Annotated in this window: 22 protein-coding genes; 19 read left to right on the plus strand and 3 right to left on the minus strand. The window is 63.6% G+C overall.

Features of this window, described 5'->3' with window-relative positions; genetic code table 11:
• Positions 1 to 4 precede the first annotated feature (4 nt).
• Genes ACFFNA_RS31785 through ACFFNA_RS31805 form a run of 5 tightly spaced genes read left to right on the plus strand, consistent with a single transcriptional unit; the run spans position 5 to position 3,455 of the window.
• The gene (locus ACFFNA_RS31785; RefSeq protein ID WP_378923731.1) at positions 5 to 496 is read left to right on the plus strand and encodes a TadE/TadG family type IV pilus assembly protein; all 492 of its coding nucleotides are present in this window, start codon (positions 5 to 7) and stop codon (positions 494 to 496) included.
• A complete protein-coding gene (locus ACFFNA_RS31790) occupies positions 490 to 1,125 on the plus strand; it encodes a TadE/TadG family type IV pilus assembly protein (RefSeq protein WP_378923732.1) in 636 nt (211 codons plus the stop codon). The genes ACFFNA_RS31785 and ACFFNA_RS31790 overlap by 7 nt, the downstream gene beginning before the upstream one ends.
• Entirely contained in the window at positions 1,122 to 2,288 is a 1,167-nt protein-coding gene (locus ACFFNA_RS31795) for a CpaE/TadZ family protein (protein WP_378923847.1), read from the plus strand. Before ACFFNA_RS31790 ends, ACFFNA_RS31795 begins: the two co-directional genes overlap by 4 nt.
• Positions 2,269 to 2,862, plus strand: a complete 594-nt coding sequence (locus tag ACFFNA_RS31800) for a L,D-transpeptidase (RefSeq protein ID WP_378923733.1) — start codon at positions 2,269 to 2,271, stop codon at positions 2,860 to 2,862. Before ACFFNA_RS31795 ends, ACFFNA_RS31800 begins: the two co-directional genes overlap by 20 nt.
• The gene (locus ACFFNA_RS31805; RefSeq protein WP_378923734.1) at positions 2,859 to 3,455 is read left to right on the plus strand and encodes a hypothetical protein; all 597 of its coding nucleotides are present in this window, start codon (positions 2,859 to 2,861) and stop codon (positions 3,453 to 3,455) included. Before ACFFNA_RS31800 ends, ACFFNA_RS31805 begins: the two co-directional genes overlap by 4 nt.
• 37 nt (positions 3,456 to 3,492) lie before the next feature.
• On the opposite strand, the gene ACFFNA_RS31810 is transcribed toward ACFFNA_RS31805, so the two are convergent.
• On the minus strand, positions 3,493 to 4,029 hold the full coding sequence (locus ACFFNA_RS31810; protein ID WP_378923735.1) for a hypothetical protein: 537 nt from the start codon (positions 4,027 to 4,029) through the stop codon (positions 3,493 to 3,495).
• 66 nt (positions 4,030 to 4,095) lie between these two features.
• Entirely contained in the window at positions 4,096 to 5,625 is a 1,530-nt protein-coding gene (locus ACFFNA_RS31815) for an MDR family MFS transporter (RefSeq protein ID WP_378923736.1), read from the minus strand.
• A 135-nt stretch (positions 5,626 to 5,760) separates the two neighbouring features.
• On the opposite strand from ACFFNA_RS31815, the gene ACFFNA_RS31820 reads away from it, so the two are divergent.
• The 12 genes from ACFFNA_RS31820 (at position 5,761) to apnL (ending at position 21,154) form a co-directional block, all read left to right on the plus strand.
• Entirely contained in the window at positions 5,761 to 6,420 is a 660-nt protein-coding gene (locus ACFFNA_RS31820) for a MarR family winged helix-turn-helix transcriptional regulator (RefSeq protein ID WP_378923737.1), read from the plus strand.
• Positions 6,421 to 6,602: 182 nt separating this feature from the next.
• Positions 6,603 to 7,592 (plus strand): GlxA family transcriptional regulator, encoded by a 990-nt coding sequence (locus ACFFNA_RS31825; protein ID WP_111546078.1) that lies wholly within the window; start codon positions 6,603 to 6,605, stop codon positions 7,590 to 7,592.
• A gap of 529 nt (positions 7,593 to 8,121) precedes the next feature.
• The gene (locus tag ACFFNA_RS31830; RefSeq protein ID WP_378923738.1) at positions 8,122 to 9,144 is read left to right on the plus strand and encodes an ABC transporter substrate-binding protein; all 1,023 of its coding nucleotides are present in this window, start codon (positions 8,122 to 8,124) and stop codon (positions 9,142 to 9,144) included.
• A 66-nt stretch (positions 9,145 to 9,210) separates the two neighbouring features.
• Complete coding sequence (locus tag ACFFNA_RS31835; RefSeq protein ID WP_378923739.1) at positions 9,211 to 11,694, plus strand: ATP-binding cassette domain-containing protein; 2,484 nt, start codon at positions 9,211 to 9,213, stop codon at positions 11,692 to 11,694.
• On the plus strand, positions 11,691 to 12,716 hold the full coding sequence (locus tag ACFFNA_RS31840; protein WP_378923740.1) for an ABC transporter permease: 1,026 nt from the start codon (positions 11,691 to 11,693) through the stop codon (positions 12,714 to 12,716). The genes ACFFNA_RS31835 and ACFFNA_RS31840 overlap by 4 nt, the downstream gene beginning before the upstream one ends.
• 112 nt (positions 12,717 to 12,828) lie before the next feature.
• On the plus strand, positions 12,829 to 13,656 hold the full coding sequence (locus tag ACFFNA_RS31845; RefSeq protein WP_111546073.1) for a phosphogluconate dehydrogenase C-terminal domain-containing protein: 828 nt from the start codon (positions 12,829 to 12,831) through the stop codon (positions 13,654 to 13,656).
• Positions 13,657 to 13,991: 335 nt separating this feature from the next.
• Positions 13,992 to 14,933, plus strand: a complete 942-nt coding sequence (locus ACFFNA_RS31850; protein WP_378923741.1) for a D-ribose ABC transporter substrate-binding protein — start codon at positions 13,992 to 13,994, stop codon at positions 14,931 to 14,933.
• A gap of 94 nt (positions 14,934 to 15,027) precedes the next feature.
• Complete coding sequence (locus ACFFNA_RS31855; RefSeq protein ID WP_378923742.1) at positions 15,028 to 15,672, plus strand: DUF2291 family protein; 645 nt, start codon at positions 15,028 to 15,030, stop codon at positions 15,670 to 15,672.
• Positions 15,669 to 17,225 carry a sugar ABC transporter ATP-binding protein gene (locus ACFFNA_RS31860; RefSeq protein ID WP_378923743.1) on the plus strand — a complete coding sequence of 519 codons (1,557 nt, stop codon included), beginning with the start codon at positions 15,669 to 15,671 and terminating at the stop codon, positions 17,223 to 17,225. Before ACFFNA_RS31855 ends, ACFFNA_RS31860 begins: the two co-directional genes overlap by 4 nt.
• Positions 17,218 to 18,282 (plus strand): ABC transporter permease, encoded by a 1,065-nt coding sequence (locus ACFFNA_RS31865; RefSeq protein WP_378923744.1) that lies wholly within the window; start codon positions 17,218 to 17,220, stop codon positions 18,280 to 18,282. The genes ACFFNA_RS31860 and ACFFNA_RS31865 overlap by 8 nt, the downstream gene beginning before the upstream one ends.
• Positions 18,283 to 18,284: 2 nt before the next feature.
• On the plus strand, positions 18,285 to 19,319 hold the full coding sequence (locus ACFFNA_RS31870; protein ID WP_378923745.1) for a Gfo/Idh/MocA family protein: 1,035 nt from the start codon (positions 18,285 to 18,287) through the stop codon (positions 19,317 to 19,319).
• Positions 19,316 to 21,154 carry a D-apionate lactonase gene (gene apnL / locus ACFFNA_RS31875; protein ID WP_378923746.1) on the plus strand — a complete coding sequence of 613 codons (1,839 nt, stop codon included), beginning with the start codon at positions 19,316 to 19,318 and terminating at the stop codon, positions 21,152 to 21,154. The genes ACFFNA_RS31870 and apnL overlap by 4 nt, the downstream gene beginning before the upstream one ends.
• A gap of 2 nt (positions 21,155 to 21,156) precedes the next feature.
• Here the strand turns inward: apnL and ACFFNA_RS31880 are convergent, their stop codons facing one another.
• On the minus strand, positions 21,157 to 21,870 hold the full coding sequence (locus ACFFNA_RS31880; RefSeq protein WP_111546066.1) for a transcriptional regulator NanR: 714 nt from the start codon (positions 21,868 to 21,870) through the stop codon (positions 21,157 to 21,159).
• 185 nt (positions 21,871 to 22,055) lie between these two features.
• Here ACFFNA_RS31880 and oiaX point away from each other — a divergent pair, with 185 nt between their 5' ends.
• Both oiaX and ACFFNA_RS31890 read left to right on the plus strand, forming a co-directional pair.
• Positions 22,056 to 23,306 (plus strand): 3-oxo-isoapionate-4-phosphate decarboxylase OiaX, encoded by a 1,251-nt coding sequence (oiaX, locus tag ACFFNA_RS31885; RefSeq protein ID WP_378923747.1) that lies wholly within the window; start codon positions 22,056 to 22,058, stop codon positions 23,304 to 23,306.
• A gap of 4 nt (positions 23,307 to 23,310) precedes the next feature.
• The gene (locus tag ACFFNA_RS31890; RefSeq protein WP_378923748.1) at positions 23,311 to 24,645 is read left to right on the plus strand and encodes a four-carbon acid sugar kinase family protein; all 1,335 of its coding nucleotides are present in this window, start codon (positions 23,311 to 23,313) and stop codon (positions 24,643 to 24,645) included.
• Positions 24,646 to 24,770: the final 125 nt, after the last annotated feature.

A 24,770-nucleotide genomic window follows, 5' to 3' on the forward strand; every position in this document is an offset into this window, starting at 1 on the left:
CGACATGACCAGGTTGGGCAAAATCATCCGGCGGTTCCAAGGCGACGAAAGCGGCGCCGCCTTGGTGGAAGTCGCGATCACCGTACCACTCGTATTGCTGTTGTCGGCCGGCGTGTTTGAGTTTTCCAACGTTCTGAACACGCGCCTGCTCCTTGAAGCAGGCGTCGAAGATGCAGCCCGCTATATGGCGCGTTGCAGCAGTGATTGGGATACTTGCAAGGGCCTGGCACAAAACCTTGCGGCGAATGGGGCGATCGCTGGCGGCAGCGCCAGAGTGGCTGGATGGCTTCCAGCGACGGTTGAGATCACCAAGGCTATTTCCACCCAAGCGATCGATGGCAGTGGAAACGAACTTTATCTCAGTAGCACCGGCACGGTGATCGTCGTGCAGGTCAGGACCGCGTTGCCATACAGCGGCATGGTGTTCTGGGATTATCTGGGTTTTGCAAGCATCGACATCACCGCATTGCATCAGGAGCGCGTCTTCGGATGGTGATGGAAAACCGAAGGTTCCGCGCCGAGCAGTCGGGCGCCACGATGGTCGAAATGGCCATCGCTCTGCCATTGCTGCTGACGCTGCTGCTTGGTTTCGTCGACTTCGGCTACGCCTTTTACCAGTGGAACGCCGGGAACAAAGCCGTGCAGGCCGGCGCAAGACTGGCGCAGATTTCTACCCCTGTTGCCATCGGGCTTCCACTTGAGACGTTGACGCAGAGCGACGTCACTAAAGTCGGTGCCGCGGTGCCGGCTGGCACGTATGACTATACCTGCACTGCAAGCGCAGCAGGTGTCGCTTGCTGCAGCATCGGAACAGCCGCGTGCCTAGCCGCGAACGCGAGCCAGACCTCGTTCGATGCGATCTATGACGGCACTGCCAACCGTGCAGGAATGCATGACTTTCTGCCGATGCTGGAAAAATCCCAGGTGCGAATCGAATATGCCGCCTCCGGCCTCGGCTACTGGACGCGTCCCAGCGGGCCGGTACCGACCATCACGGTCAGCATCACCAATCATCCCTTTCAGTTCTTTTTTCTGGCCGGATTGCTCGGATTCGGAACCATCACCATGCCCTCCATGCTGAGCACGGTTACGGGCGAAGACATGAAGAGCACGTGGACGCCATGAACGCCATCAACACCAAGGTTACACCGACCAAGCGAAAGCAGGTTGCGCTGTTCTCGTCGGATCCGAATTTCAAGCGCGAGGTGGCGACGCGGCTCGATGCGCTGGCGATCTACGATGTGCGGATTTCCGAGACCGGTGACTTTCTCAAGGGGCCGCCCGCGGAAACGCGCCCGGGTATCGTCATCCTCGATCTCAGCAATGGCGAGTTGCTCGGCAGACCAGGCATCGTCGAGGCGCGCGCGCTGTGGGCGACCGTGCCGCTGATCGCGGTTTCCGACGAATTGTCATCCGAACAGACGCGCGTGCTGGTGCGCATGAACGCCTCGGACTGGCTGCACAAGCCGCTCGACGGCAAGGAGCTGCTCAACGCGGTGACCTTCCACGACACCGGCAACCAGGGCACGAAAAGCCGGATCATCACCTTCATCAGCGCCAGCGGTGGCGCGGGCGCCACGACGCTGGCGCTTTCGGCGGCCGAACACCTGGCGTCGAAATCGACCGAACGCGCGGCTTCCACCTGCCTGGTCGATCTCGATTTCCAGAGCGCCAATTGCGGCGCCTACCTCAACCTGTTCAACCAGTTCGACCTCGCCGGCATCATCGGCCAGCCGGAACGGCTCGATGTCGAACTGATGGATGTCATCAAGCTGTCGCGCCCGTCCGGCCTCACCCTCTATGCGTTCGAAAGGCCGCAGCTGCCTTTCGAGCCGCAAGGCAGCGATTTCGTGTTCCGGCTGCTGGACCTCGTCGCCTACCGTTTCGACGACATCGTCATCGACCTGCCGAACATCGAGACGCCCTGGCACAACTCCGTGCTGTCGACGAGCGACGAGATCTTCATCGTCTTCGAACTCAATGTCGCTTCGCTGCGGCAAGGCAAGCGGCTCTACAAGAAAATCCGCGAGCTGCGCGGCAATGCGGTCAACATCACGCTCGTCGCCAACAAGCACAAGCGCAAATGGTTCGGCAACCACTTCTCGCGCAGCGAGCTCGAGAAGATCTTCAAGGCGCCGCACATCAAGTCGGTCGCGCTGGACAATGCGCTGCTGACCGACGCCTTGAATCGTGCGATCCTGCCTTCCGAAGTCGATGGGCGGGCGCGCTTCAACAAGGACCTGAAGCGGATGTTCAAAGAGCGGCTCGATGACGCTGCTGCACGCTAGCTACCGGATCGCCCAGGGGTTGGCCTGCGCCAGCCTGCTGGGCGTGGCGTTGGCGATGCCCGTCCAGGATTTCGCCCAGGCGAGATCGAGCCTTTCGGATCGGCCGCCGCTGCCGGCGATGGGTCCCAGCCTGCGCAAGACGGTTGCCTTCGCAACCACCGAGCAGCCAGGAACGATCATCATCCGCAAGACCGAGAAAGCGCTTTACCTGGTGACCCGCCAGGGCCAGGCGCTTCGCTACCAGATCAGCGTCGGACGCGACGGGTTTGGCTGGACGGGCGTCGTCAAGGTGGGGGCGAAGACCGAATGGCCGGAGTGGCGCCCGCCACAGGAAATGCGGGCCCGCCAGCCGGAGCTGCCGAAAATGGTGCCCGCCGGCCCCTACAACCCCCTCGGCGCAAGGGCGCTCTATCTGCTTCGCGACGGTCGCGACACGCTCTACAGGATACACGGCACCAACGATCCGTCGGGTGTCGGCTTCGACGGCACATCGGGATGTTTTCGGCTTACCAACACCGATGTGATCGATCTTTTCAAGCGCGTCGCGGTGGGCGCAAAGGTGGTGGTCCAATGACGACGATCAGCGAACCGGACATGCCGGCGATCGATATCGGAAACCAGGAACAGCGCGAACCGGTTGCCATCGAGAGACCCAGCAAGGCAAAGACGATCGCAATCCTCATAGCCAGCGGTGCCTTGCTGCTCACCGTGGTCAACATGGCGGCCGCGATCTATCTCTACCGGGGCATGAGCGACCTGCGTTTCGTCGAAGCGCGGCTGGAGCAGCTCGGAGCGTTCGAGCAGCGGATCGCGGCACGGCTCGACACGGTCAACAACGGCTTCCAGAGCCGGTTCGAGAAACTGGACAGCCAACTGCAAGGCAGCTTCAACGAGATCAATGGCAACGTTGCCCAGCTGGCACTGACTAGGCCGATCGCCGGCGGCGAGGCCACGCCGGGTGCGCCGGAACCGCCGGAGATGACCACCAGCACGCTGGCGGAAGCGCCCGAAGCTCTCGAAGGCGCGAGCGCGAGCGAACCCAGTGTCATCGAAGCGCCGCGTGCGCCTAGGAAGAGGGCAGCACCGGCGTCGCCCCCTCCCCCAAGCTCCAACTACCAGCGCATCCAGCAGCCTGACGGCAAGGTCTATTACCGGAGGATCAATTAGACTTGGCAAGGCCTAGATCTGGGCAGCCTGGAAGGGTTTAGAGATCGCGCTGCAGGGCCAGGATGCGGTTGGTCCGGGCTTCGGACCGCGCCCGCGATTCGGCGAGGAAGACGATGTGGCAGTAGACACAGGCCGCGGCGCCCAGAAGCAGCACCAGGCTGTTCTTCAAGGTGAAATCCACTGCCAGCGAGTACGGAAGACCCTTGGGCGACGTGAACGCAGCGATCGTGCTCGCCGTTTCCGAGTGGCTGCCGGCCGCGATCATCAGCCCGGCGAAAAGCAGGGCGACGTGGTTGGTGAGGAAGAAGAAAGCCGACCTTCGGGTCTGGCATGCTAACCAGCAGACGATCGATGCGGTGGCAAGGATGGCGGCGTCGGCAGCCATCGAGCCACCCAGATAGGCATTGACCTGCTGCCAAAGCATCGTCGACAACGGGCGCAGTTCAAGCCATACCCACCATGCGGTAGGACTGGCTGGATAGGATCCCAGCAGGAAGGCTGCGATGCGCTCCCCTGCCAGGATCGCAAGAATGAGAAACGGGAAGGCAAAAAGCAGAAGCGGCTTGCGTTTCATGTTCCCTCGCAATCTGTCAGTCAACATAGACTGCGAAGATTGCGCAAGGCTTAACGCCTCTCGGGCTCAGCCCCGCTTCGGAATCTGGATGTCCTCGAGCAGCAGCGTCAGCGCCATGGCGACGAAGTAGAGCGCCGCCACCCAGAGGAACATCGTGTCGAAGCCACTCGAATAGTGGCCGAGCACCACTTCGCGGACCGCAGCCGGCAGGCTCGACGCGAGGTGCGGGTTCAGTCCGGTCAGGCCGTCCGGCAGCAGCGCGGCGGCATCGGCGGGAAGCTCGGCTGTCTGCCGGTTCAGGGCCCAGGTCATCACCGCGCCGTTCAGCGCCAGTCCCAAGGATGCCCCGATGGTCCGCGCCTGGGTGATCAGCGAGGTCACCGCGCCGATGTCCTGCAGCGGTGCGGCGGCCTGGATCGCCACGATCAGCACCTGGAACTGCAGGCCCATGCTGATGCCGAACAGGCCCATCATCACCGCCAGCACCCAGATCGGCGTGTGCGAATTGACAAGGACAAAGCCCAGCATCAGCAGCCCGCCAATCCCCATCGCCACAACCGGCATCCATTTGTAGCGGCCGGTTGCGGCAATCACCCGCCCGGCCACTATCGAGATGATCATCGAGGTCACGGACGCCGGCAGGAACAGGAAGCCGACTTCGGCCGGGCTCAGTCCGGTCAGCGTCTGCATGTAGAGCGCGAAATAGAAGAACATCCCAAGCGTCACCGATCCGGCGACCAGCGACACGGCCGAGACGATGCGGACCGTCGAAATGGCGAACAGCCGCAAGGGCACGATCGGCTCCTCGGCCCGCCGCTCGACCATGATGAACGAGGCGATGGCGGCCAGCGCGAGTACCGGCAGCACAAAGGTGAGCAGGTCCGGCCCGGCAGGGTCGAGCACATGATAGCCCCAATAGACGATGGCGGTGGTGCCGATGGCCAGCAGCAGGCCGCCCAGATAGTCGATGCGGTGCTTCTTCTCGTTGAACCGGCTGCGCATGGCGAACGCCAGTACCGCCAGCACGACGATGCCTATCGGCAGATTGACCAGGAACACCCAGCGCCAGCCGAACAGGCTGGTGATATAGCCTCCGGCCAACGGGCCAAGGACCGACGACAGCGCGAAAACCGCCGAACTGTAGCCCTGATATTTGGCGCGGTCGCGCGGCCCGAACAATTCGCCGATCATGGCGAAGGCCGAGACCATCAGCCCGCCGCCGCCGATACCCTGCAGGACGCGTGCGGCTATCAGGCTCTCCATCGACCATGCCATGCCGCAGACCAGCGAACCCAGCACGAACAAGCCGATCGCCGTCAACACCACGTTTTTGCGGCCATACATGTCGCCGAGCTTGCCGTAGAACGGCGCGACGGCGGCGGTCGACAGCAGGTAGGCGGCGCCGACCCAGCCGAACAGGTGCAGATTGCCCAGTTCGCCGGCAATGGTGGGCAAGGCGGTGACGACGATCTGCATGTCGATGGTGGCCATGAACATTGCGATCAGCGCGCCGAAATAGACAATGAGCGTCGTGAGATCGGGCTTGGCTCCGGCCTCTACGGGTGCCGCGTCCGGAAGGGTCGTGTCGACAGTCATAAGTGTCTCCGTACTTGGCGTACTTGGCGTACTTGGGCGCGATTTATGTGCCTGTGGCATATATATGTCAATGACAAATATATGCCACCGGCACATAATTGACTTTTGCATATATTTTTGCTAGCGCGCTGTGCTATGGGCAGCAACGATACCGGACCGGGCAATCCCGACCGATTTTCCGCCGTGTGTCAAATCCACGGCGATCAGGACCTCGCGGATTTGGCGCGCAGCAGTGGCTTGTCCGAACCGGCCGCCGAGGCCGTCGCCGCCATCGATGCGGTGATGCAAAAGGTGCGCCGCTCGATCCAGCGCCGCGACTTCGGTCGTTTGATCCTGGCCCGCATCGACCCGTCGCTGGAAGTGAGCCATCTCGATGCGATCAGCGCTATCGCGCTCAATCCAGTCGTCAGCGTCACCCCGCAGGACGAGGTGACGGTCGGCATCATCGCCGAGCGCCTGGGGATCGACCCTTCCCGCGCCAGCCGTATCTCCGCCGATATCGTCGAGCGCGGCTACGCCTTCCGCGTCGCATCGCAACTCGATGCCCGACGCATTTGCCTCAAGCTCACCGCCAGGGGCGAGCGCCTCGTGACGGCGGTGCGTCAGACCAAATGGCGGATTTTCGCTGAGTCACTGGCGCAGTGGGATGAGCAGGAACTGGTGGCGTTCGCCAACTTGCTGGAACGCTTCGCGGGTTTGGCCAACGACGAAGCGAGGATGAGCAGGTCGGCCGATGCCGTCAAGCAGATGATGGACGAGACAGAACCCGGGGTGGATTTGCCCGAGGCGAAATAGGCGCCAGGTATGATCGGCGAGGCGTATGGCTAGGATCGGCGATCGCGACGGCACTTGTTCTGAGACGGTCACGTCGTTCATGGACTATTGCGGGGCGACTGCGGCTGGCATCATTGCCAGTGTGAAAACGGTTTCGGAAGGCGCGGCGGTTCCCGGTCAAATAGGCACAGGTTGAGACAATCATGAAATCAGCCAATGACGTTCCGGAGATCGAGCGATTGAAAATCGGCTTTGTTCTCGCTCGCTCCTTCACCCTTTCCGCGTTCGCGCTGTTCGTCGACACGCTCAGATTGGCGAGCGACGAGACCGACAAATCCGGCAGGGTTTTGGCCGATTGGCAGCTCCTGGCAAGCACCCGAAACCTGATCACCTCCAGTTGCGGAGTGCAAGTCGCGCCGACATCGGATTTCGTGGACCCGGGTGAGTTCAACTATATCGTCGTCGTGGGCGGGCTCCTGAACAGTGAATTCCCGGTCGACAGCGAGACAGTCAGCTACCTCAAGCGAGCCGCCGCTGCGAAGGTCCCGTTGATTGGGGTCTGTACGGGAACGTTCATCCTGGCCGAGGCCGGCCTGATGAAGTACCATCAGACTTGCGTCAGCTGGCTCCACTTTCAGGCGTTCCGCGAGCGCTTCCCGGATCACGCGGTCAGGGCGGACCGTCTGTTCAATCTTGATCGCACCAGGGGATCATGTGCCGGCGGCAGCAGCGCTGCGGATATGGCGGCGTCTATCGTCAGGCGCCATATCAGCAGGGAGGCCGAGACAAACGCACTCGAAGTGCTGCAGATCGAGAAGGCGCGCTCGGCTTCGGACATCCAGCCGCGCAGACCGCTTTCCATCGAGAGCCACGATCCGCGGCTCAAGGCGGCGCTCATCATCATGGAGAACCACATTGAGAATACAATCTCCATTCCCAAGCTGGCGGCCTTGGTTGGAATATCCCGAAGGCAACTCGAGCGCCTCTTCATGGAAAAAACAAGGTCTTCTCCGGCACTTGTTTATACAAGGGTGCGTCTGGAGCGGGCGAAGCACCTCCTGATGCAGACCAGGGCTCCGATGATCGAGATCGCCATCGAGGTCGGGTTTGAAAACGCCTCGCATTTCTCGAGGCTGTTCCGTCAGACCTATGGCCAACCGCCCAGCAAGTTCAGATCGGCAGCTTCGAACTGATTTGCCGATATTTTTCAGCTGCAGGCATGTCAGCGTAGCTTTCTGAGCGCCGGGCGTGATCTTCGGCTATCCCTTCAGTGCTGGTCGCCGCCACCCCGAAGTCGCGTCATCTGCTTGGCTCCCCGCCCAATGTCGGTGATTGGGGCCGAGTCGCATCATGACTTACCTATCGAAACCCAGAGGACGATCAATGCGCGACGATGCCTCGTGCAAGGCCTTGCCTTGCTACCGAGCCCACGGCCGCGCAGGCAAGTCGAAGGCCATCGCCGATCCTCAGGACCATCTCGGACGATGCCAATTCGTAGTCTGCCTCGATCAGGTGGCACGCGCCAAGGAACCGCGCCACGAAGGTCGTCTCGGGCGGTTGTAGACGACAAGCGGCGCTCCGGCATCCCGGCTCACCATGCCATAGCGGGCGCTTGCCTATTTGGTATGCTGGTATAATGTGTACCTGACATGGCGTCATCGTCATCAGGAACGCCGTGCTCGTGTGGCGGCCAAGCCGATCGTGTTTTTGGGAGGAAATACTATGAGATTTGCAATCGTGGCGGCGCTTGCCAGCGCCGCGCTCGCTAGCGTTACTGCGATGCCGGCAATGGCATCCTCGGACGTGCCGGTCATCGCACTCGCCAACGCCTATTACGGCAACACCTGGCGGCACCAGATGGTGGAAGCGTTCGAAGCCTCTGCCAAGGAAGCCAAGGCCGCCGGGCAGATCGCCGACTACATCGTCATGAACGGCGACGGCTCCGTCGCGCAGCAGAACAGCCAGATCGCCGAGTTGATCCTCAAAAAGGTCGACGTGCTTGCTGTCGACGCCGCCTCGGAAACCGCGGTCAACGGCATCATCGAAAAAGCCTGCAAGGCCGGCATCATCGTCATCTCTTTCGATTCTGTGGCCTCGGCGCCTTGCAACTACCAGCTCAATTTCGACTTCAAGGGCTACAAGGCCACCCAGGCCGAGGCCGTCTTCAAGATGCTCGGCGGCAAGGGCAACATCCTGCAGGTGCGCGGCGTGAAGGGCTCGGCGCCCGACAACGACATGTTCAATGCGCAGCAATCGGTGCTGGCGAAGTATCCTGACATCAAGGTGGTCGCGACCGTCTATGGCCAGGCGACCGCCTCGGTGGCGCAGGCGGCGATCGCCAATGTGCTGCCCTCGCTGCCGCATGTCGACGCCGTGCTCGGCCAGGGCGGCAGCGACGACGTCGGTATCGCGCAGGCCTTCGTCCAGTATGGCGGCGACTACACCGGCAAAATGCCGATCATCGAGGGCGGCGGCGGCACCGACTTCGTCAAATGGTGGGCCGACGAGAATGCCAAGAACGGCTACCAGACGGTGTCGATGAACACCACGCCGGGCATCGGCGGCGCTGCCTTCTGGCTCGGCCTGTCGCTGCTGAAGGGCGCCAAGGCGCCCAAGCTGATGATCATGCCGGTGGCGACGGTCGATGCCGGCAACCTCAAGGACTATGCGAAGCTGCCGGGCGGCCAGATCATCAGCCCGAGCTATTCGCTGGACTGGGTGAAGCAGAACCTGCTGAGCAAGTAACACGACAGCTCCCCCTCGATCGGGCGCGGCGTGCAGCCCGCCCGATCTCGAAGAAATGGAGGACGAATGTCCCAGCTTGCTGTTGCCGAACAGGACAGCGCCGCGTCCACGGCGCCTGCCGCTCCCATCCGGCAAAGCGTCGTCTCGCTCACCGGGATAACGAAGAGCTTTGGACCGACGCTCGCCAATGCGGGGATCGACCTCTCCGTCGGCGCCGGCGACGTGATCGGGCTGGTCGGCGGCAATGGCGCTGGAAAATCGACGCTGATGCGCATCCTGTGCGGCGCGATGTGGCCGACGCTCGGCTCGATTTGCTTCGCTGGCGAAGAGATCGGGTTCGCCGACTACGGCACCGGCGAGGCGCAGCGGCGCGGCATCCGGATGGTGCATCAGGAGCTGTCGCTCTGCGCCAATCTGTCGGTCGCCGAGAACTTCTTTCTGGAAACCCCCGGCGACGCGGCAAGCCGGCCCGGCTGGCGGGCGCTCTACCGGGCCCGAGCCCGCGAGGCGCTCGACGCTGTCTTTCCCAACAACGGCATCGATGCCGACGCCGAGGTCGGCCACCTCTCCATCGCCGAACGGCAGATGGTCGAGATCGCCCGCGCCGCCGCGACACCCGGCGTCAAGCTGATCGTGCTCGACGAGCCGACATCATCACTCGATCTCGACCGCTCGAAACAGTTGCGCGCCTTCATCCGCCAACGAGCGAAGGCCGGGCTCGCCTTCATCTTCATCAGCCACAAGCTGCAGGAGATCATCGACATCGCCACCGAGATCGTGGTGCTGCGCAACGGACGCACCGCATGGCAGGGCCATGTCGCGGACGCTTCGATCGGCAGGCTGGTGCAGTTGATGGGCGGCGATGCCAATCCGGTGCATCAGCACACCGTCTCCGCCGCTTCCGCCCAGGACGTGCTGGTGCGGCTCTCCGGCCCGCTGACGGCGGAGCTCGGCCGCGACATCGACATCGTGCGCGGCGAAATCGTCGGGCTGGCCGGCCTCGAAGGCAGCGGCCAGAAGGAGCTGCTGCATGCGATCTTCAGCCCCGACCGCAAGCAAAACGCTGCAGCCACAAGACATGCGCAGGCAGGCTTCATAGCCGGCGACCGGCAGAAGGAAGGCGTGTTCCCGCTCTGGAGCGTGCTCGCGAACATCTGCATCGGCGCGCTGGCCCGCCGCCCGGCGCTCAGCCTGGTCTCCGATCGCGCCAACCGCGACACGGCCGCCGGCGCCGCCAGCAGGTTGCGGCTGGACGACAGGCGCTTCGGTTCCAACATCACCGAGCTCAGCGGCGGCAACCAGCAGAAGGCGCTGGTCGCCCGGGCGCTGGTCGCCGACACCCCGATCATATTGCTCGACGACCCGACGCGCGGCGTCGACATCGCCACCAAGCAGGATTTCTATCGGCTGTGCAACGAGATTGCGCGCAGCGGCCGCGCACTGGTCTGGCATACGACCGAGGACGCCGAACTGCTGGCTTGCGACCGCGTTCTGGTCTTTGCCGGCGGGCGTATCGTCCGGGAACTCTCGGGCGAAGCGATCACGGAATCGGCTGTTGTCGGAGCCTCTTTCACGCTGCCGGCGGACGGTCATGCCGGCGCCGGGCACAAGGATGCCGCCACGGCCGGGCTTGGCCGAAAGCTGGTGAACGCGGCGCCGTTCATTGGCCTTGCCGCCGTGCTGGCCGTCATGATCTCGGCCAATCCGGCGGTCGCCTCGATCTTCGGCCTCGACCTGCTGCTGATGCCGGCGCTGTCGCTGGTGCTGGTGACGGCGGCGCAGATGTTCATCGTCGGGGGCAGCGAGATCGACCTCGGCGTCGGCGCCTTTGCGGGCCTAGTCAGCGTGCTCAGCGCCACGCTGCTCTACGACCAGCCATGGCTCGGCGCGCTGGCGCTGGTGGCGGCGCTCGCCGCCTATGCCGGGCTTGGCGGCGTGATCCAGGCGCGCAAGATCCCGGCCATTGTCGTCACGCTCGGCGCCTCCTTCATCTGGGTCGGGCTGGGTTATGCGCTTCAGCCGACGCCCGGCGGCGCCAGCCCGGAATGGCTGTCGGCGCTCTTCAACTGGTCGCTCGGCATGGTGCCGACCTCCGTCATCCTCATCGCGGCGGTCGCGCTGATCGTCTTCGTCATCGACCGGTTGCCGCTCGGCGTGGTGCTGCGCGGCTTCGGCAACAATCCGACGGCGATGATCCGCTCGGGATGGTCACCAACGCGCTATGCGCTGGTGCGCTATCTCATCGCCGGGCTGTTTGCGGCCGCCGCCGGCCTGTCGCTGACGGCGATCAACACAGCGAGCGACATCAATTCCGGTAACTCGTTCACGTTGCTCAGCGTCGCCGCGGTGGTGATGGGCGGCTGCTCGCTGCTCGGTGGGGTCATCTCGCCGGTCGGCGCCATCGCCGGCGCGGTGACGCTGTCCCTGATCGGCGCGCTGCTCGGCACGCTCAGCGTCAGCAGCGATTTCAACGCCGCGACACAAGGCCTGATCCTGATCGCACTGCTGACGCTGCGCAGCCTGACCGCCGACCGCAGGAGCGAGCAATGAACGCCGTGGCCGCCTTCAGCCTCTGGGCGCAGAGGAACCGCTGGATCTGGGCGGCGATCGGCGTGCTGCTGTTATGGCTGGTGCTGTCGATCGTTACCAACCGCTTCAGCCTTTCCAGCCTGTCAGGCATTGTCTTGTCGGCGTCCTTCCTGACGATCGTCGGCATCGGCCAGATGTTCGTGGTGACGACCGGGCGCGGCAACATCGATCTCTCCGTTGCCTCGGTGATCACGCTCAGTGCCTTCGTCGCGCTACTCACGATCAAGGGTCAGGATGCCAACCTCGCCATCGGCGTTGCCGCCGCGATCCTGCTCGGCCTTGCCGTCGGCGCGCTCAATTCGCTGCTTGTCGTCGGGCTCGGTATCCCGGCCATCATCGCCACGCTGGCGACCGGCTATGTGCTGGCCACCGCGACGCTGCTGTCGAATCGGGCGATCTCGGGCTTCACCGTCAGCCCGGCGCTGAAATATCTGGCATCGGGCCGCATTTCCGGCGTGCCTATCATGGCCGTCATCGCCATCCTCGGCGTGGCGGCGACCTCCTTCGTGCTGCGCTACACGGTGTTCGGCCAGTTGCTGTCGGCGGTCGGTCAGAACCGCACTGCTGCGCGGCTCGCCGCCATCAAGACCGGCCCGGTGATCGCATCGGCGTTTATCATCTCGTCGGTGCTGGCATCGCTCAACGGGCTGCTGCTCGGCGCCTATATCGGCGGCGCCTTCCTCGAAATGGGCCAGCCCTACCTGTTGCAGTCGATCGCCGCGGTGGTGCTTGGCGGAACGCTGATCTTCGGCGGCTCGGCAACCGCTGTCGGCACCCTGTTCGCCAGCATCCTGCTGATTCTGATCGTCACCACGATGCAGATCGTTGGCCTGCCTCCCGGCGCCCAAGACATCGTCCAGGGCATCGTCGTCATCTTCGTGCTCGCGCTTGCCGGACGGCAGGCGATGACGCGGCGAGCGCCGGTCGAGCCGACAAGCGGCGACAGCGACGTCGCAGTGCCGGCGGGAGACCGGCCGGCATGAGACAGTGTCAGCAAGGCTCTGTTCAAACTGCCGAGATATGGTAGAGTGATTATACCAGTTGATAACATGACGATCGGCGCGGCCATCGTTTGAAATCGGGAGTAACGGATACATGACGACGATTGCGCTGTTCGGAGCCGGCGGCAAAATGGGCTACCGCCTGTCGACCAATTTTCGTGGATCGCCCTACACGATACGTCATGTCGAGGTCAGCGAGGCCGGCCGCGAGCGGCTGAAATCGGGCCTGGGCTTTGACGCGGTCAGCGCCGACGAGGCGCTCAAGGGTGCCGATGTGGTGATCCTGGCCGTTCCGGACACGCATATCGGCAAGGTGGCGACCAGCATCGAGAGCAAGCTTGCCCCGGGCACGATGGTGGTGGTGCTCGACGCCGCCGCCCCGTTCGCCGGCCATCTGCCGAAGCGGCCGGACCTGACCTATTTCGTCACCCATCCCTGCCATCCGCCGATCTTCAACGACGAGACCGACATGGCGGCCAAGAAGGACTATTTCGGCGGCGTCAAGGCCAAGCAGCATATGGTCAGCGCGCTGATGCAGGGACCGGAAGAGGACTACGCCAAGGGCGAGGCGATCGCAAAAATCATCTGGGCGCCGGTGATGCGTTCGCATCGCGTGACGGTCGAGCAGATGGCGCTGCTCGAGCCCGGCCTTTCTGAAACGGTGTGCGCCTCGCTGCTGGTCGTGATGAAAGAGGCAGTCGACGAAGTCGTCGCGCGCGGCGTCGACCAGCAAGCGGCGCTCGACTTCCTGCTCGGCCATATGAATGTGCTCGGTGCCGTCATCTTCGGCGAGACCAAGGGCGTATTCTCCGACGCCTGCAACAAGGCCATCGAGTTCGGCAAGCCGGTGCTGATGCGCGACGACTGGAAGCGGGTCTTCGAGCCGGAAGAGATCGCCGCCAGCATTCAGCGCATCACCTGAAAGAGGCCAACACGGCGCTGGCCCGGAGCGCTTCGATGCGTCGGCGCACCATTGCCGACGCTCCGCTTTTGCCGCTCATCAGGTACATATCATCTGAATTTGTGATTGACTCATCATACCAGTTGGCTTAGCTGTTCATGGCTCGGATCGATAAGGTTTCGCAGGGAGTCGAAGCCTGGACGAGTGGAGGACGGCTTGGGGAGCAACGATCCGTCGAGGGGAAGCCGGCAAACGGCTTTTAGCCCGAAACGATCCGCGGCCCGCGCAGGCTGACGAATTCGGATGCAGACAGAGGCCTTGGTCGATCAAGGCAATTTTTCAAACGGGAGGACTTCATGAAACTCACACGCAGAATGACGCTTGCGGCTTTCGCCGGCATGCTGGCGCTGGGCACGGCAGTACCTGCCTATGCGGCGGACCTCATTGCCATCATCACACCCTCGCACGACAATCCGTTCTTCAAGGCCGAAGCCGTCGGCGCCGAAGCCAAGGCCAAGGAACTCGGCTACGAGGCGCTGGTGCTCGTCCATGACGATGACGCCAACAAGCAGTCGCAACTGATCGACACGGCGATCGGCCGTGGCGCCAAGGCGATCATCCTCGACAATGCCGGCGCCGACGCCACCGTCGCCGCCGTGCAGAAGGCCAAGGACGCCGGCGTGCCCTCCTTCCTGATCGACCGCGAGATCAACGCCACCGGCGTCGCCGTGGCGCAGATCGTCTCCAACAACTACCAGGGAGCCCAGCTCGGCGCGCAGGAGTTCGTCAAGCTGATGGGCGAGAAGGGCAATTTCGTCGAGCTGGTCGGCAAGGAATCCGACACCAATGCCGGCATCCGCTCCAAGGGCTATCACGACGTCATCGACGACTATCCGGACCTCAAGTTGGTCGCGCAACAGTCGGCCAACTGGAGCCAGACCGAAGCCTATTCCAAGATGGAATCGATCCTGCAGGCCAATCCCGACATCAAGGGCGTGATCTCCGGCAACGACACGATGGCGATGGGCGCCTATGCGGCGCTTGCCGCGGCGAACCGCAAGGACGTCATCGTCGTCGGCTTCGACGGATCGAACGACGTACGCGACTCCATCACCTCCGGCGGCATCAAGGCGACCGTCCTGCAGCCGGCCTTTGCGCAGGCGCAAACGGCGGTCGAGCAGGCCAATGACTACATCAAGAACAAGAAGTCGCCGGCCAAGGAAAAGCAGCTGATGGACTGCGTGCTAGTCAATGGCGACAATGCCGCCAAGCTGGAAACGTTCGCGCTGACGAACTGAGCCCGCGCGAGATGAATAGCGAGGGGCGAACCTCGGGTTCGTCCCTCGTCGCCATTTTCCGTGGGCCGACCACCATGCCGAACAACAGGCCGCCATGCTGAACAACAAGCCGAACTGGCCGATCCTTGCCGTGATGGTCGGCATCAGCCTGACCGCCTGCAAGATTCTGCCGACGAAATCGGGAGACGGCGGCAATGCTTCCGCCTTCAATCCGGACAAGATGGTCGAGGGGATCTGGGCGGCAAAGGTCGTGCCCTATCTCCAGCAGAAAGCCGGACCGTTTCCAGAGGTTCACACCCTGGCGAAAACCGATGCCGCTTCTGCCGGCGCCAAATATGGCAATCCGAACAAGCAGGCGAACTCGCCGTGGACTTTCGCGGTGCGGCTGGAGGGCAAGATCGTCGCGGCCAATACCCAATCGCGCGCGGCGACCGTGGACGTCGATGTCGACGGTGACGGCAAGGCCGATGCACGGGTGCAGATCGGACCGGCGGTGCGCGGCACCGCACTGCGCGACAGCCTCGACTTCATCCAGTTCAACGACTTCACCAACCAGATCGACTTCGCCCAGTTCGGCAAGGCGTTCAACACCTATGCCGACAAGACGGTGCTGTCCAAGCTGCCGCGCGACGCACTCGAAGGCCGCGGCGCCAAGGTGCTCGGCGCCTACACGCTTGGCAGCGGCCAGGACCTGCCGCTGGTGACGCCGGCGGAGGTCGAGATCGGGCCGAAGCCATGAGCGCGGCCGCCGAGCGCGATGTCATCCTGAAGCTGGAGGACGTCTCCAAGGTCTATGCCGGCACCGTCGCGGTCAAGCACGCCAATTTCGAGGTGCGCAAGGGCGCGGTCAACGTGCTGGTCGGCGAAAACGGCGCCGGCAAGTCGACGCTGATGAAGATCATCGCCGGCGTCGAGCAGCCGACGGCCGGCCGCATCCTGCTCGAAGGCGAAGAGGTTTCGTTCGCCTCGTCCGGCGATGCGGTGAACCGCGGCATCGGCATGGTGTTCCAGGAACTGAACCTGTTCGGCAATTTGACTGTCGCCGAGAACATTTTCGCCACCCGCGAGATCACCAACCGGTTCCGCAAGATCGATCGCAAGGAGCAGGAGCGCCGGGCGGCGCAATTCCTCGAACGGCTGGAAGCCGGTATCCGCCCGGACATGCTGGTCGAGGATCTGCGCATCGGCCAGCAGCAGCTGGTCGAGATCGCCAAGGCGGTTTCGCTCGACGCGCGCATCCTGATCATGGACGAGCCGACCTCGGCGCTGAGCGCGGCGGAGGTCGAAATCCTGTTCAAGGTGATCGCCGACCTCAAGGGGCGCGGCGTGGCCATCGTCTACATCTCGCACCGGCTGGAGGAGCTGATCCGTATCGGCGACTACATCACGGTGCTGCGCGACGGACGGATCACCGGCCAGGAGGAGATGAAAAACGTCGATACGCAGTGGATCGTGCGGCAGATGATCGGCTCCGACGCCAAGGATTTCGCCAAGGCCGACGGCCATGTTCCAGGCGAAGAGATCTTCCGCGCCGAGGACATCTGCCTGCCGCGCGTCACCGGCGGGCTGGCGGTCGATCATGTCTCGCTGTCGCTGCGCGCCGGCGAGATTTTGGGCATCTACGGCCTGATGGGCGCCGGGCGCAGCGAGCTGTTCGACTGCATCATGGGCCGCCACGGCCAAGCCACCGGAGCGATCTTCATCGCCGGCAAACAGGTCAAGGAGCGCGACACGACGCGGCGCATCCGGCGCGGCCTGGCGCTGATCCCCGAAGACCGCCAGCGCGAGGGGCTGGTCTCGATCCTCTCGGTTGCCAGCAATCTGACGCTGGCCAGCCTGTCCCGTTTCGTGCGCCTGTTCCATATCAGCGGCACCGAGGAGAAGCAGGCTGTGACGCAAATGGTGCGCGAGTTGGCGATCAAGGTCGCCGACCCAGCCCAGGAAGTCTCGTCGCTGTCCGGCGGCAACCAGCAGAAGGTGGTGATCGGCAAGGCGCTGCTGACCGGGCCGAAGGTGCTGCTGATGGATGAGCCAAGCCGCGGCATCGATGTCGGCGCCAAGGCCGACGTCTTCCGCACCATGCGCAGACTGTCCCGCGACGGGTTGGGGATTCTTTTCGCGACCTCCGATCTCGACGAGGTGATGGCACTGTCCGACCGGATCGCGGTGATGAGCAACGGAAAACTGACCGGCATGTTCGATCGCGCCGAGGCGACGGAGGCGGCGCTCGTCGCTGCCTCGGCGCTTGGCCATGGACCGGCCCCGCATACGGAGACAAACGCCCATGACTGACATTCCGGCCAAGGCGGCTGCCCCCTCCGCTTCCAGCGGCTCCGTGCTGTTGACGCTGATGAAGCTCAGAACCTTCATCGCGCTGATCGCCGTGCTCGTCTTCTTCTCGATCGCGGCGCCGAACTTCCTGTCGACCGCCAACCTGATCCTGATGTCGAAGCATGTGGCGCTCAACGCCTTCCTCGCCATGGGCATGACCTTCGTCATCATCACCGGCGGCATCGACCTGTCGGTCGGCTCGATCGTCGGCCTGTGCGGCATGGTGGCCGGCTATCTCGTGCTCAACGGCATCGACCTGCAGATCGGCTACACCATCTATTTCAACGTCTTCGAGATCGCGCTGATCACGCTGGCGGTCGGCATCCTGATCGGCGCGGTCAACGGATTGCTGATCACTAGGCTGAACGTCGCGCCGTTCATCGCCACGCTCGGCGTGCTCTATGTCGCGCGCGGCCTGGCGCTGCTGTCGTCGGATGGCCGCACTTTCCCCAACCTGGTCGGCAAGCCGGAACTCGGTACCACCGGATTCGGCTTCCTCGGTGCCGGCCGGCTGCTCGGCCTGCCGGTCGCGATCTGGATCCTAATCGTCGTTGCACTGGGAGCCGCCTATCTCGCCAAATACACGCCGCTCGGCCGTCACATCTTCGCCGTCGGCGGCAATGAACGGGCATCGCGAATTTCGGGCGTGCGTGTCAACATGGTGAAGATGTTCGTCTACATGTTCTCCGGTTTCTGTGCGGCGATCGTCGGCCTTATCATCTCGTCCGAGCTGATGGCCTCGCATCCGGCAACAGGCGAAAGTTTTGAGCTCAACGCGATTGCCGCGGCGGTGCTTGGCGGCACCTCGATGTCGGGCGGCCGCGGCACGATCGGTGGCACCATTGTCGGCGCCTTCGTCATCGGCATTCTCTCGGACGGGTTGGTGATGATGGGGGTGAGTTCGTTCTGGCAGATGGTGATCAAGGGCCTGGTCATCATCGTCGCCGTCGTCGTCGACCAGGCACAGCGCCGGCTGCAGAGCCGCGTGACGCTGATGCAAATGGCAAAGGCGGGCTGAGCATGGCGGAGCTACGTGGAGCGCTGATCGGCTGCGGCTTCTTTGCCGTCAACCAGATGCATGGCTGGCGCGATATAGCGGGCGCCTCGATCGTCGCCATCTGCGATCGCGATCCGGAACGGCTCCAGATCGTCGGCGACCAGTTCGGCATTGCGAAACGCTATGCCGATGCGGCCGCTTTGTTCGAAGGCGAAACGCTGGACTTCGTCGACATTGCCACCACAGCACCCAGCCATCGCGCGCTTGTCGAGATGGCGGCGCGACACCGCGTGCCGGCGATCTGCCAAAAACCGTTCGCGCCGACGCTTGCCGACGCCAGGGCGATGGTGAAGGCCTGCGTGGAAGCCGGAGTGTCTTTGATGGTGCATGAGAACTTTCGCTGGCAGTCGCCGATCCAGGCGGTGCGCGCGGTGATCGACAGGGGCGAGATCGGCACGCCGTTCTTCGGACGCATCTCCTTCCGCTCCGCTTACGACGTGTTTTCCGGGCAGCCCTATCTGGCGACGGGAAAGCGCTTCATCATCGAGGACCTTGGCATCCACATCCTCGACATCGCCCGCTTCCTGCTGGGCGATGTCTCGACGATCACCGCGCGAACGGCGCGCATCAACCAGGCGATCGCCGGCGAAGACGTGGCGACCATGCTGATGGACCATGCCAGTGGAGCCACGTCGGTGGTCGATTGTAGTTATGCGAGCAGGCTTGCCACCGAGCCGTTCCCGGAGACGCTGATCGAGATCGACGGCAGCGATGGGACGATTCGGCTGGCACAGGGATACCAGCTTACTGTAACCGGCAAGAACGGCACGGTGGTCAGCGATGTCTCGCCTCCGCTTCTCCCCTGGGCATCGCGTCCCTGGCACAACATCCAGGAAAGCGTGGTCGCGATCCAGAAACACTGGGTTGACTGCCTTGCCACGGGCAACGAGCCCGCGACCTCGGGCGCCGACAACCTCAAGACGTGCGCGCTGGTCGAGGCCGCCTATTTGGGCGCCGCGAGCCACGAACCTGTCCACCTCGATGCCTTGCTGAAATGACAGCCGACGCCTTACTGCTCTATGGCACGCACACGGTCGAAGCTGAGCCGGTCAGGCTGAGTGCGGGCGTGCTCAGCGCCGATTTCGTCAACGGCAATCTGCGCACCATCCGCCATGGCGGCACCGAAGTGCTGCGCGCCATCGCCTATATCGTGCGCGACCGCGACTGGGGCACCTACGAGCCCAAACTGACAGACCTTGTCATCGACCAGGGCGCAGACACATTCTCGGTCAGCTATTCGGCAAGCTGCGCCGGGCCGGACGCAAGTCGGCTCGGCTTCCGCGCCGCCATCAAAGGCTCCGCCGATGGCCGTCTGGTCTTCGACGTCAACGCGCTGCCCGAAAGCGATTTCGAAACCAATCGCTGCGGCTTCTGCATCCTGCATCCGATCGCCAGCCTGGCCGGCAGCCCGGTGACGGTCGAACACACCGATGGCAGCGTGGTGGCGACAAAGCTTCCGCTGCTGATCGACCCCTGGCAGCCTTTCAAGGATCTGCGCGCCATCACCCATGAGGTGCGGCCCGGCGTCAGCGCCGAATGCCGGATGCAAGGCGACGTGTTCGAAATGGAAGACCAGCGCAACTGGTCCGACGCCTCCTACAAGACCTATGTGCGGCCGCTCGCATTGCCGTGGCCCTATGTGCTGCCGGCCGGCGAACCCAATCGCCAGACGATCAGCCTGCGCATTACTGGTGAAGGCAAAGCGCCGGCTGCTGCCGTGGCCAGCGAACCGGTCCGCGTTGAACTCGGCGAGGCCGGACCAAGACTGCCCGATGTCGGCGTCATCATCTATCCCGAGGATGTCGAGGCCGCGCTGGCGAACCTCTCCACGCTGTCAACACTTGGCCCGCAACAGCTGATCCTCCAATACGATCCAACGCGCGGCCACGGGCTCGACGCCTTGCGCTCCTTTGCCCGGCTCGCGGCAGCGTACCCTGCGCAGACGACGCTTGAATGCGTCGTTGCCGGAGCGGGCGATCTCGACGCTGAACTTTCGGCCGTCGCCGGCATGGTACGCCGGGCCGGGCTGAAACTCTCGGCCATTGCCGTCTCGCCTTCGGTCGACCTGCAGTCGACGCCGCCGGGCAGCGCATGGCCGCAATGCCCGCCGCTCGAAGCCGTCTATGTCGCCGCCCGCCACGCCTTCCCCGACATCCGCCTCGGTGGCGGCATGTTCAGCTATTTCACCGAGCTCAACCGTAAACGCGTTCCCGCCGACCGGCTTGACTTCATCACCCATTGCACCTGCCCGATCGTGCATGCGGCCGACGACCTCAGCATCATGCAATCGCTGGAGGCGCTGCCCTTCATCACCCAATCGACGCGAGCAATCTACGGGGCAAAGCCCTACCGGATCGGCCCGTCGACGATTCCCATGCGCCAGAACCCCTATGGCGGCGCGACCAAGGCCAATCCTGACGGACAGCGCATCGCCATGGCCGACAGCGATCCTCGCCATGCCGGCCTGTTCGGCGCAGCATGGACGATCGGCTATGCCGCACGCGTCGCACCGACCGGTCTGGAGATGCTCACCCTCTCCAGCTTCACAGGGCCGTTCGGCGTGCTGGCGGGACCGGGCGAACCGGTCGAGGAAGGCGGACTGCGGCCGATTTTCCAGGCCATCAAGGGGCTTTGCGAACTGGCGGGCCTTACACACGTTGCAGCAAAGACGAGCGATGAGATCAAGGTGCTGGCGCTGGCCGGCCGCTCCGCCTCGGGTGAGACCGTCGTGTGGCTGGCGAACCTGACAGCTGGCGATATGCGGGTCGACATTCCAGCCCTTGGCCAAGGCAATCTCGTGATGACGCCTTACGCAACCGCCCGGATCGGCTGAAATCAGCTGCCGGAATTCATCACATAGAGGGCGCGCGAGCGTTCGAGATGCTTGATCATCGCCTTCTCGGCGCCGTCCGCATCCTTCTTCTCGATGCGCCCGATGATCTCTTCATGCTCGGTCAGCGTGAACTTTTCCTTGCCGGTCCAGATCAGCATTTCGGTGTGATATTCCTTCAGCCAGCCGAGCATGGCCTCGCTGACGGCGACATAGATCGGGTTGCCGGAGATCGCCGCGATCTGGGTATGGAACTTCATGTCGGCGGAGATGAAGGCTTCCGAGTCACCGCGAAAGCTGCGCTGTTCGGCAACGGTGGCTCTGAGCCGCTGCACATCCTCGGCAGTGGCCTTTTCGGCGGCTTCCCTGACCATACCGCGCTCGAAGAAGATGCGCGCGGTCTTCAGGTGCTCCAGCGTGTCCTTCGATGACGACAGGATCATCTTGGCCGCGCCATCGACCTGTTTGATGATCGACTTGGCGGTCAGCTGCAGCACCTTGGCGCGCTCGCCATGCGAGATGGCGACGAGGCCCATATTGCTCAGCGCCTGCATCGCCTCGCGGATCGCCGGCCGGCCGACCTCGAAGCGCTCCATCAGCTCGCGCTCCGAGGGCATATCGTCGCCCGGCATCAATTCGCCGCTGGTGATCAGGCGCTTCAGCCTCAAGAAGACCTCGTCGGAAAGCTTGCGCCGGACAATCGGTTCCGAACGGTTCATCGTCGCGAATCACTCCCTTGATCCAGCCCTATCTAACACTGCCGCCACAATTCCCGGAAATTGCCGTCGGCCGACTCGCCCAAAACTTCCAGCCGGATATGTCTTGCAATACTTATGTACTCATTATACCAGATTTCGAGCATCGGTGAACCTTTTTCGAACGCCTGGGCTTGAGACAGCGGACCATGATCACCCTCACCTATCGCATCGAAACGTCTGAAAGCATCGAGGCACTGGCAGCCAAGATCGCCAGCGACCAGTCGACCGGCACCTTCGTCGCGCTGCCCGGCGAGACCGAGGAGTTGAAGGCCCGGGTGGCGGCGCGCGTCCTGGCGATCCGGCATCTGCCCGATGCCGAGCGGCCGTCGCTTCCCGAGGACGGCGACGGGCCGTTCAAGCGCGCCGATGTCGATATCGCCTTTCCCTTCGATGCCATCGGCACCGACCTGTCAGCGCTGATGACCATCGCCATCGGCGGCACCTATTCGATCAGGGGCCTGTCGGGCATTCGCATCGTCGACTTGAAGCTGCCTGATGACTATCGCGGCGCCCATCCCGGCCCGCAGTTCGGCGTCGCCGGCAGCCGCCGGCTGACCGGCGTCGAGGGTCGCCCGATCATCGGCACCATCGTCAAGCCGGCGCTGGGGCTGAGGCCGCACGAGACGGCGGCGATGGTCGGCGAGCTGATCGCCGCCGGTGTCGATTTCATCAAGGACGACGAGAAGCTGATGAGCCCGGCCTATTCGCCGCTGGCCGAGCGGGTGAAGGCGATCATGCCGCTCATCCTCGACCACGAGCAGAAGACCGGCAAGAAGGTGATGTATGCCTTCGGCATCTCGCACGCCGATCCGGACGAGATGATGCGCAACCACGATCTGGTGGCGAAGGCCGGCGGCAATTGCGCGGTGGTCAACATCAATTCCGTAGGCTTCGGCGGCATGGCCTACTTAAGAAAGCGCTCCAGCCTGGTGCTGCATGCCCATCGCAATGGCTGGGACATCCTCACCCGCCATCCCGGCCTTGGCATGGACTTCAAGGTCTGGCAGCAATTCTGGCGGCTGCTCGGCGTCGATCAGTTCCAGATCAACGGCATCGCCTCGAAATATTGGGAGCCGGATGCATCCTTCATCGATTCCTTCAAGGCGGTGACCACGCCGATCTTCTCGCCCGATGATTGCGCCCTGCCGGTCGCCGGCTCCGGCCAGTGGGGCGGACAGGCGGCCGAGACTTACGAACGAACCGGCCGCACGGTCGATCTGCTCTATCTGTGCGGCGGCGGCATCGTCAGCCATCCGGGCGGGCCGGGCGCCGGCGTGCGCGCCGTGCAGCAAGCCTGGCAAGCGGCCGTCGACGGTATTCCGCTGGCGGACTTTGCCCTGAACCACCCCGAACTGGCACGATCGATCGAAAAGTTCGGCGACGGCAAGGCGGCCTGACGCCATGCAGAACCTGCTGCTCAGCTATTATGGCGACGACCTCACCGGCTCGACCGATGTCATGGAAGCGCTCGAACTCGGCGGCGTGCCGACGGTGCTGTTCATGAGGCAGCCGGACGGAGCTCTGCTTGGGCAGTTCAAGCATTGCCAGGCGGTCGGATTGGCCGGCACCAGCCGCAGCGAGACGCCACAGTGGATAGACACGCATCTGCGCGACGCCTTCGCCTGGCTGAAAACGCTGAACGCCGATATCTGCCACTACAAGGTCTGTTCAACCTTCGATTCCAGCCCGACGATCGGCAGCATCGGCCGGGCAATCGAGATTGGCCGCAAGGTCTTCAAGCAGGACAGCGTGCCGCTGCTGGTCGGCGCGCCGCAGCTCAAGCGCTACACCGCCTTTGGCCATCTGTTCGCCGCCTATCGCGACCAGTATTTCCGCATCGACCGCCATCCGGTGATGAGCCGCCACCCGACGACGCCGATGGATGAATCCGACCTGCTGATCCATCTGTCGCGACAGACCGGGCTTGCCTCGGGATTGCTTGACCTGGCGACGCTGCAGTCCGCCTCGCGGTCGCAAGCATTCGATCGCCTGATGGAGAATGGCGCGGCCATTGTGCTTGTCGACGTCGATAGCCGGGAGACCCAAGCCCTGGCCGGCAAAGAGATCTGGCGCGTCCGCAAGCCGGGCGGCTCTTTTGTCGTCGGCTCGTCCGGCATCGAGTATGCGTTGCTGGCCGAATGGGCGTCGAATGACATCGTCAGCGCTGGACCAGGCTTCACGCCGCCGGGCGCCGCCGACCGGATCGCCGTCGTGTCGGGCAGCTGTTCACCAACCACTGAACGTCAGATTCGGCATGCCCTGACCGACGGTTTCGACGGCATTGAGGTCGATCCTGTCGAACTGGTTTCGGAGGCTTCGGAGCAGGCGATCGCGCATGCGGCGGCAAGCGCTCGCACCAGTCTGCAAGCCGGGCGCAGCGTCATCCTCTACACCGCGCTTGGCCCCGCCGCCGACCGGGGCGCCGAAATCGACCGGCAGGAAGGCGCCCGCCACAAGCTTGGCCGCGGTCTCGGCGAGCTCCTTCGCGCGTTGACAATCGAACAGAAGCTGCGGCGCGTGGTCATCGCCGGCGGCGACACCTCAAGCCACGCGCTCGGCCAGATGGGCATCGACGCGCTGACGGTGCGCATGCCGCTGCCTGCCTCGCCAGGTTCCCCGCTGTGCGTCGCCCATTCTCGCATCAAGGCGATCAATGGACTGGAGGTTGCCCTTAAAGGCGGCCAGGTCGGAACGGATCGCTATTTTAGCGCCATTCGCGACGGCCTCGGAGGTTGATAGGATTGCCTAGTGCAGGTTTCCGTTTGATCGAATCGCTAGGTGTGGAGCCTCAACAGGTTGTCCTGGTGGTGGCTTAGCTTTCGTCTTCCTAGCCGCCAAATCACCATTTGTGCTACACACTG

The sequence above is a fragment of the Mesorhizobium kowhaii genome, assembly GCF_042431665.1.
Classification (GTDB): Bacteria; Pseudomonadota; Alphaproteobacteria; order Rhizobiales; family Rhizobiaceae; genus Mesorhizobium; species Mesorhizobium kowhaii.

Coding starts and splice junctions, on each gene's coding strand:
- ACFFNA_RS31825 (WP_111546078.1), top strand. CDS start 6,603: ATGAAATCAGCCAATGACGTTCCGGAGATCGAGCGATTGAAAATCGGC.
- ACFFNA_RS31840 (WP_378923740.1), top strand. CDS start 11,691: ATGAACGCCGTGGCCGCCTTCAGCCTCTGGGCGCAGAGGAACCGCTGG.
- ACFFNA_RS31820 (WP_378923737.1), top strand. CDS start 5,761: ATGGGCAGCAACGATACCGGACCGGGCAATCCCGACCGATTTTCCGCC.
- ACFFNA_RS31790 (WP_378923732.1), top strand. CDS start 490: ATGGTGATGGAAAACCGAAGGTTCCGCGCCGAGCAGTCGGGCGCCACG.
- ACFFNA_RS31785 (WP_378923731.1), top strand. CDS start 5: ATGACCAGGTTGGGCAAAATCATCCGGCGGTTCCAAGGCGACGAAAGC.
- ACFFNA_RS31835 (WP_378923739.1), top strand. CDS start 9,211: ATGTCCCAGCTTGCTGTTGCCGAACAGGACAGCGCCGCGTCCACGGCG.
- ACFFNA_RS31860 (WP_378923743.1), top strand. CDS start 15,669: ATGAGCGCGGCCGCCGAGCGCGATGTCATCCTGAAGCTGGAGGACGTC.
- apnL (WP_378923746.1), top strand. CDS start 19,316: ATGACAGCCGACGCCTTACTGCTCTATGGCACGCACACGGTCGAAGCT.
- ACFFNA_RS31795 (WP_378923847.1), top strand. CDS start 1,122: ATGAACGCCATCAACACCAAGGTTACACCGACCAAGCGAAAGCAGGTT.
- ACFFNA_RS31890 (WP_378923748.1), top strand. CDS start 23,311: ATGCAGAACCTGCTGCTCAGCTATTATGGCGACGACCTCACCGGCTCG.
- ACFFNA_RS31830 (WP_378923738.1), top strand. CDS start 8,122: ATGAGATTTGCAATCGTGGCGGCGCTTGCCAGCGCCGCGCTCGCTAGC.
- ACFFNA_RS31870 (WP_378923745.1), top strand. CDS start 18,285: ATGGCGGAGCTACGTGGAGCGCTGATCGGCTGCGGCTTCTTTGCCGTC.
- ACFFNA_RS31810 (WP_378923735.1), bottom strand. CDS start 4,029: ATGAAACGCAAGCCGCTTCTGCTTTTTGCCTTCCCGTTTCTCATTCTT.
- ACFFNA_RS31815 (WP_378923736.1), bottom strand. CDS start 5,625: ATGACTGTCGACACGACCCTTCCGGACGCGGCACCCGTAGAGGCCGGA.
- ACFFNA_RS31855 (WP_378923742.1), top strand. CDS start 15,028: ATGCTGAACAACAAGCCGAACTGGCCGATCCTTGCCGTGATGGTCGGC.
- ACFFNA_RS31850 (WP_378923741.1), top strand. CDS start 13,992: ATGAAACTCACACGCAGAATGACGCTTGCGGCTTTCGCCGGCATGCTG.
- oiaX (WP_378923747.1), top strand. CDS start 22,056: ATGATCACCCTCACCTATCGCATCGAAACGTCTGAAAGCATCGAGGCA.
- ACFFNA_RS31880 (WP_111546066.1), bottom strand. CDS start 21,870: ATGAACCGTTCGGAACCGATTGTCCGGCGCAAGCTTTCCGACGAGGTC.
- ACFFNA_RS31865 (WP_378923744.1), top strand. CDS start 17,218: ATGACTGACATTCCGGCCAAGGCGGCTGCCCCCTCCGCTTCCAGCGGC.
- ACFFNA_RS31805 (WP_378923734.1), top strand. CDS start 2,859: ATGACGACGATCAGCGAACCGGACATGCCGGCGATCGATATCGGAAAC.
- ACFFNA_RS31845 (WP_111546073.1), top strand. CDS start 12,829: ATGACGACGATTGCGCTGTTCGGAGCCGGCGGCAAAATGGGCTACCGC.
- ACFFNA_RS31800 (WP_378923733.1), top strand. CDS start 2,269: ATGACGCTGCTGCACGCTAGCTACCGGATCGCCCAGGGGTTGGCCTGC.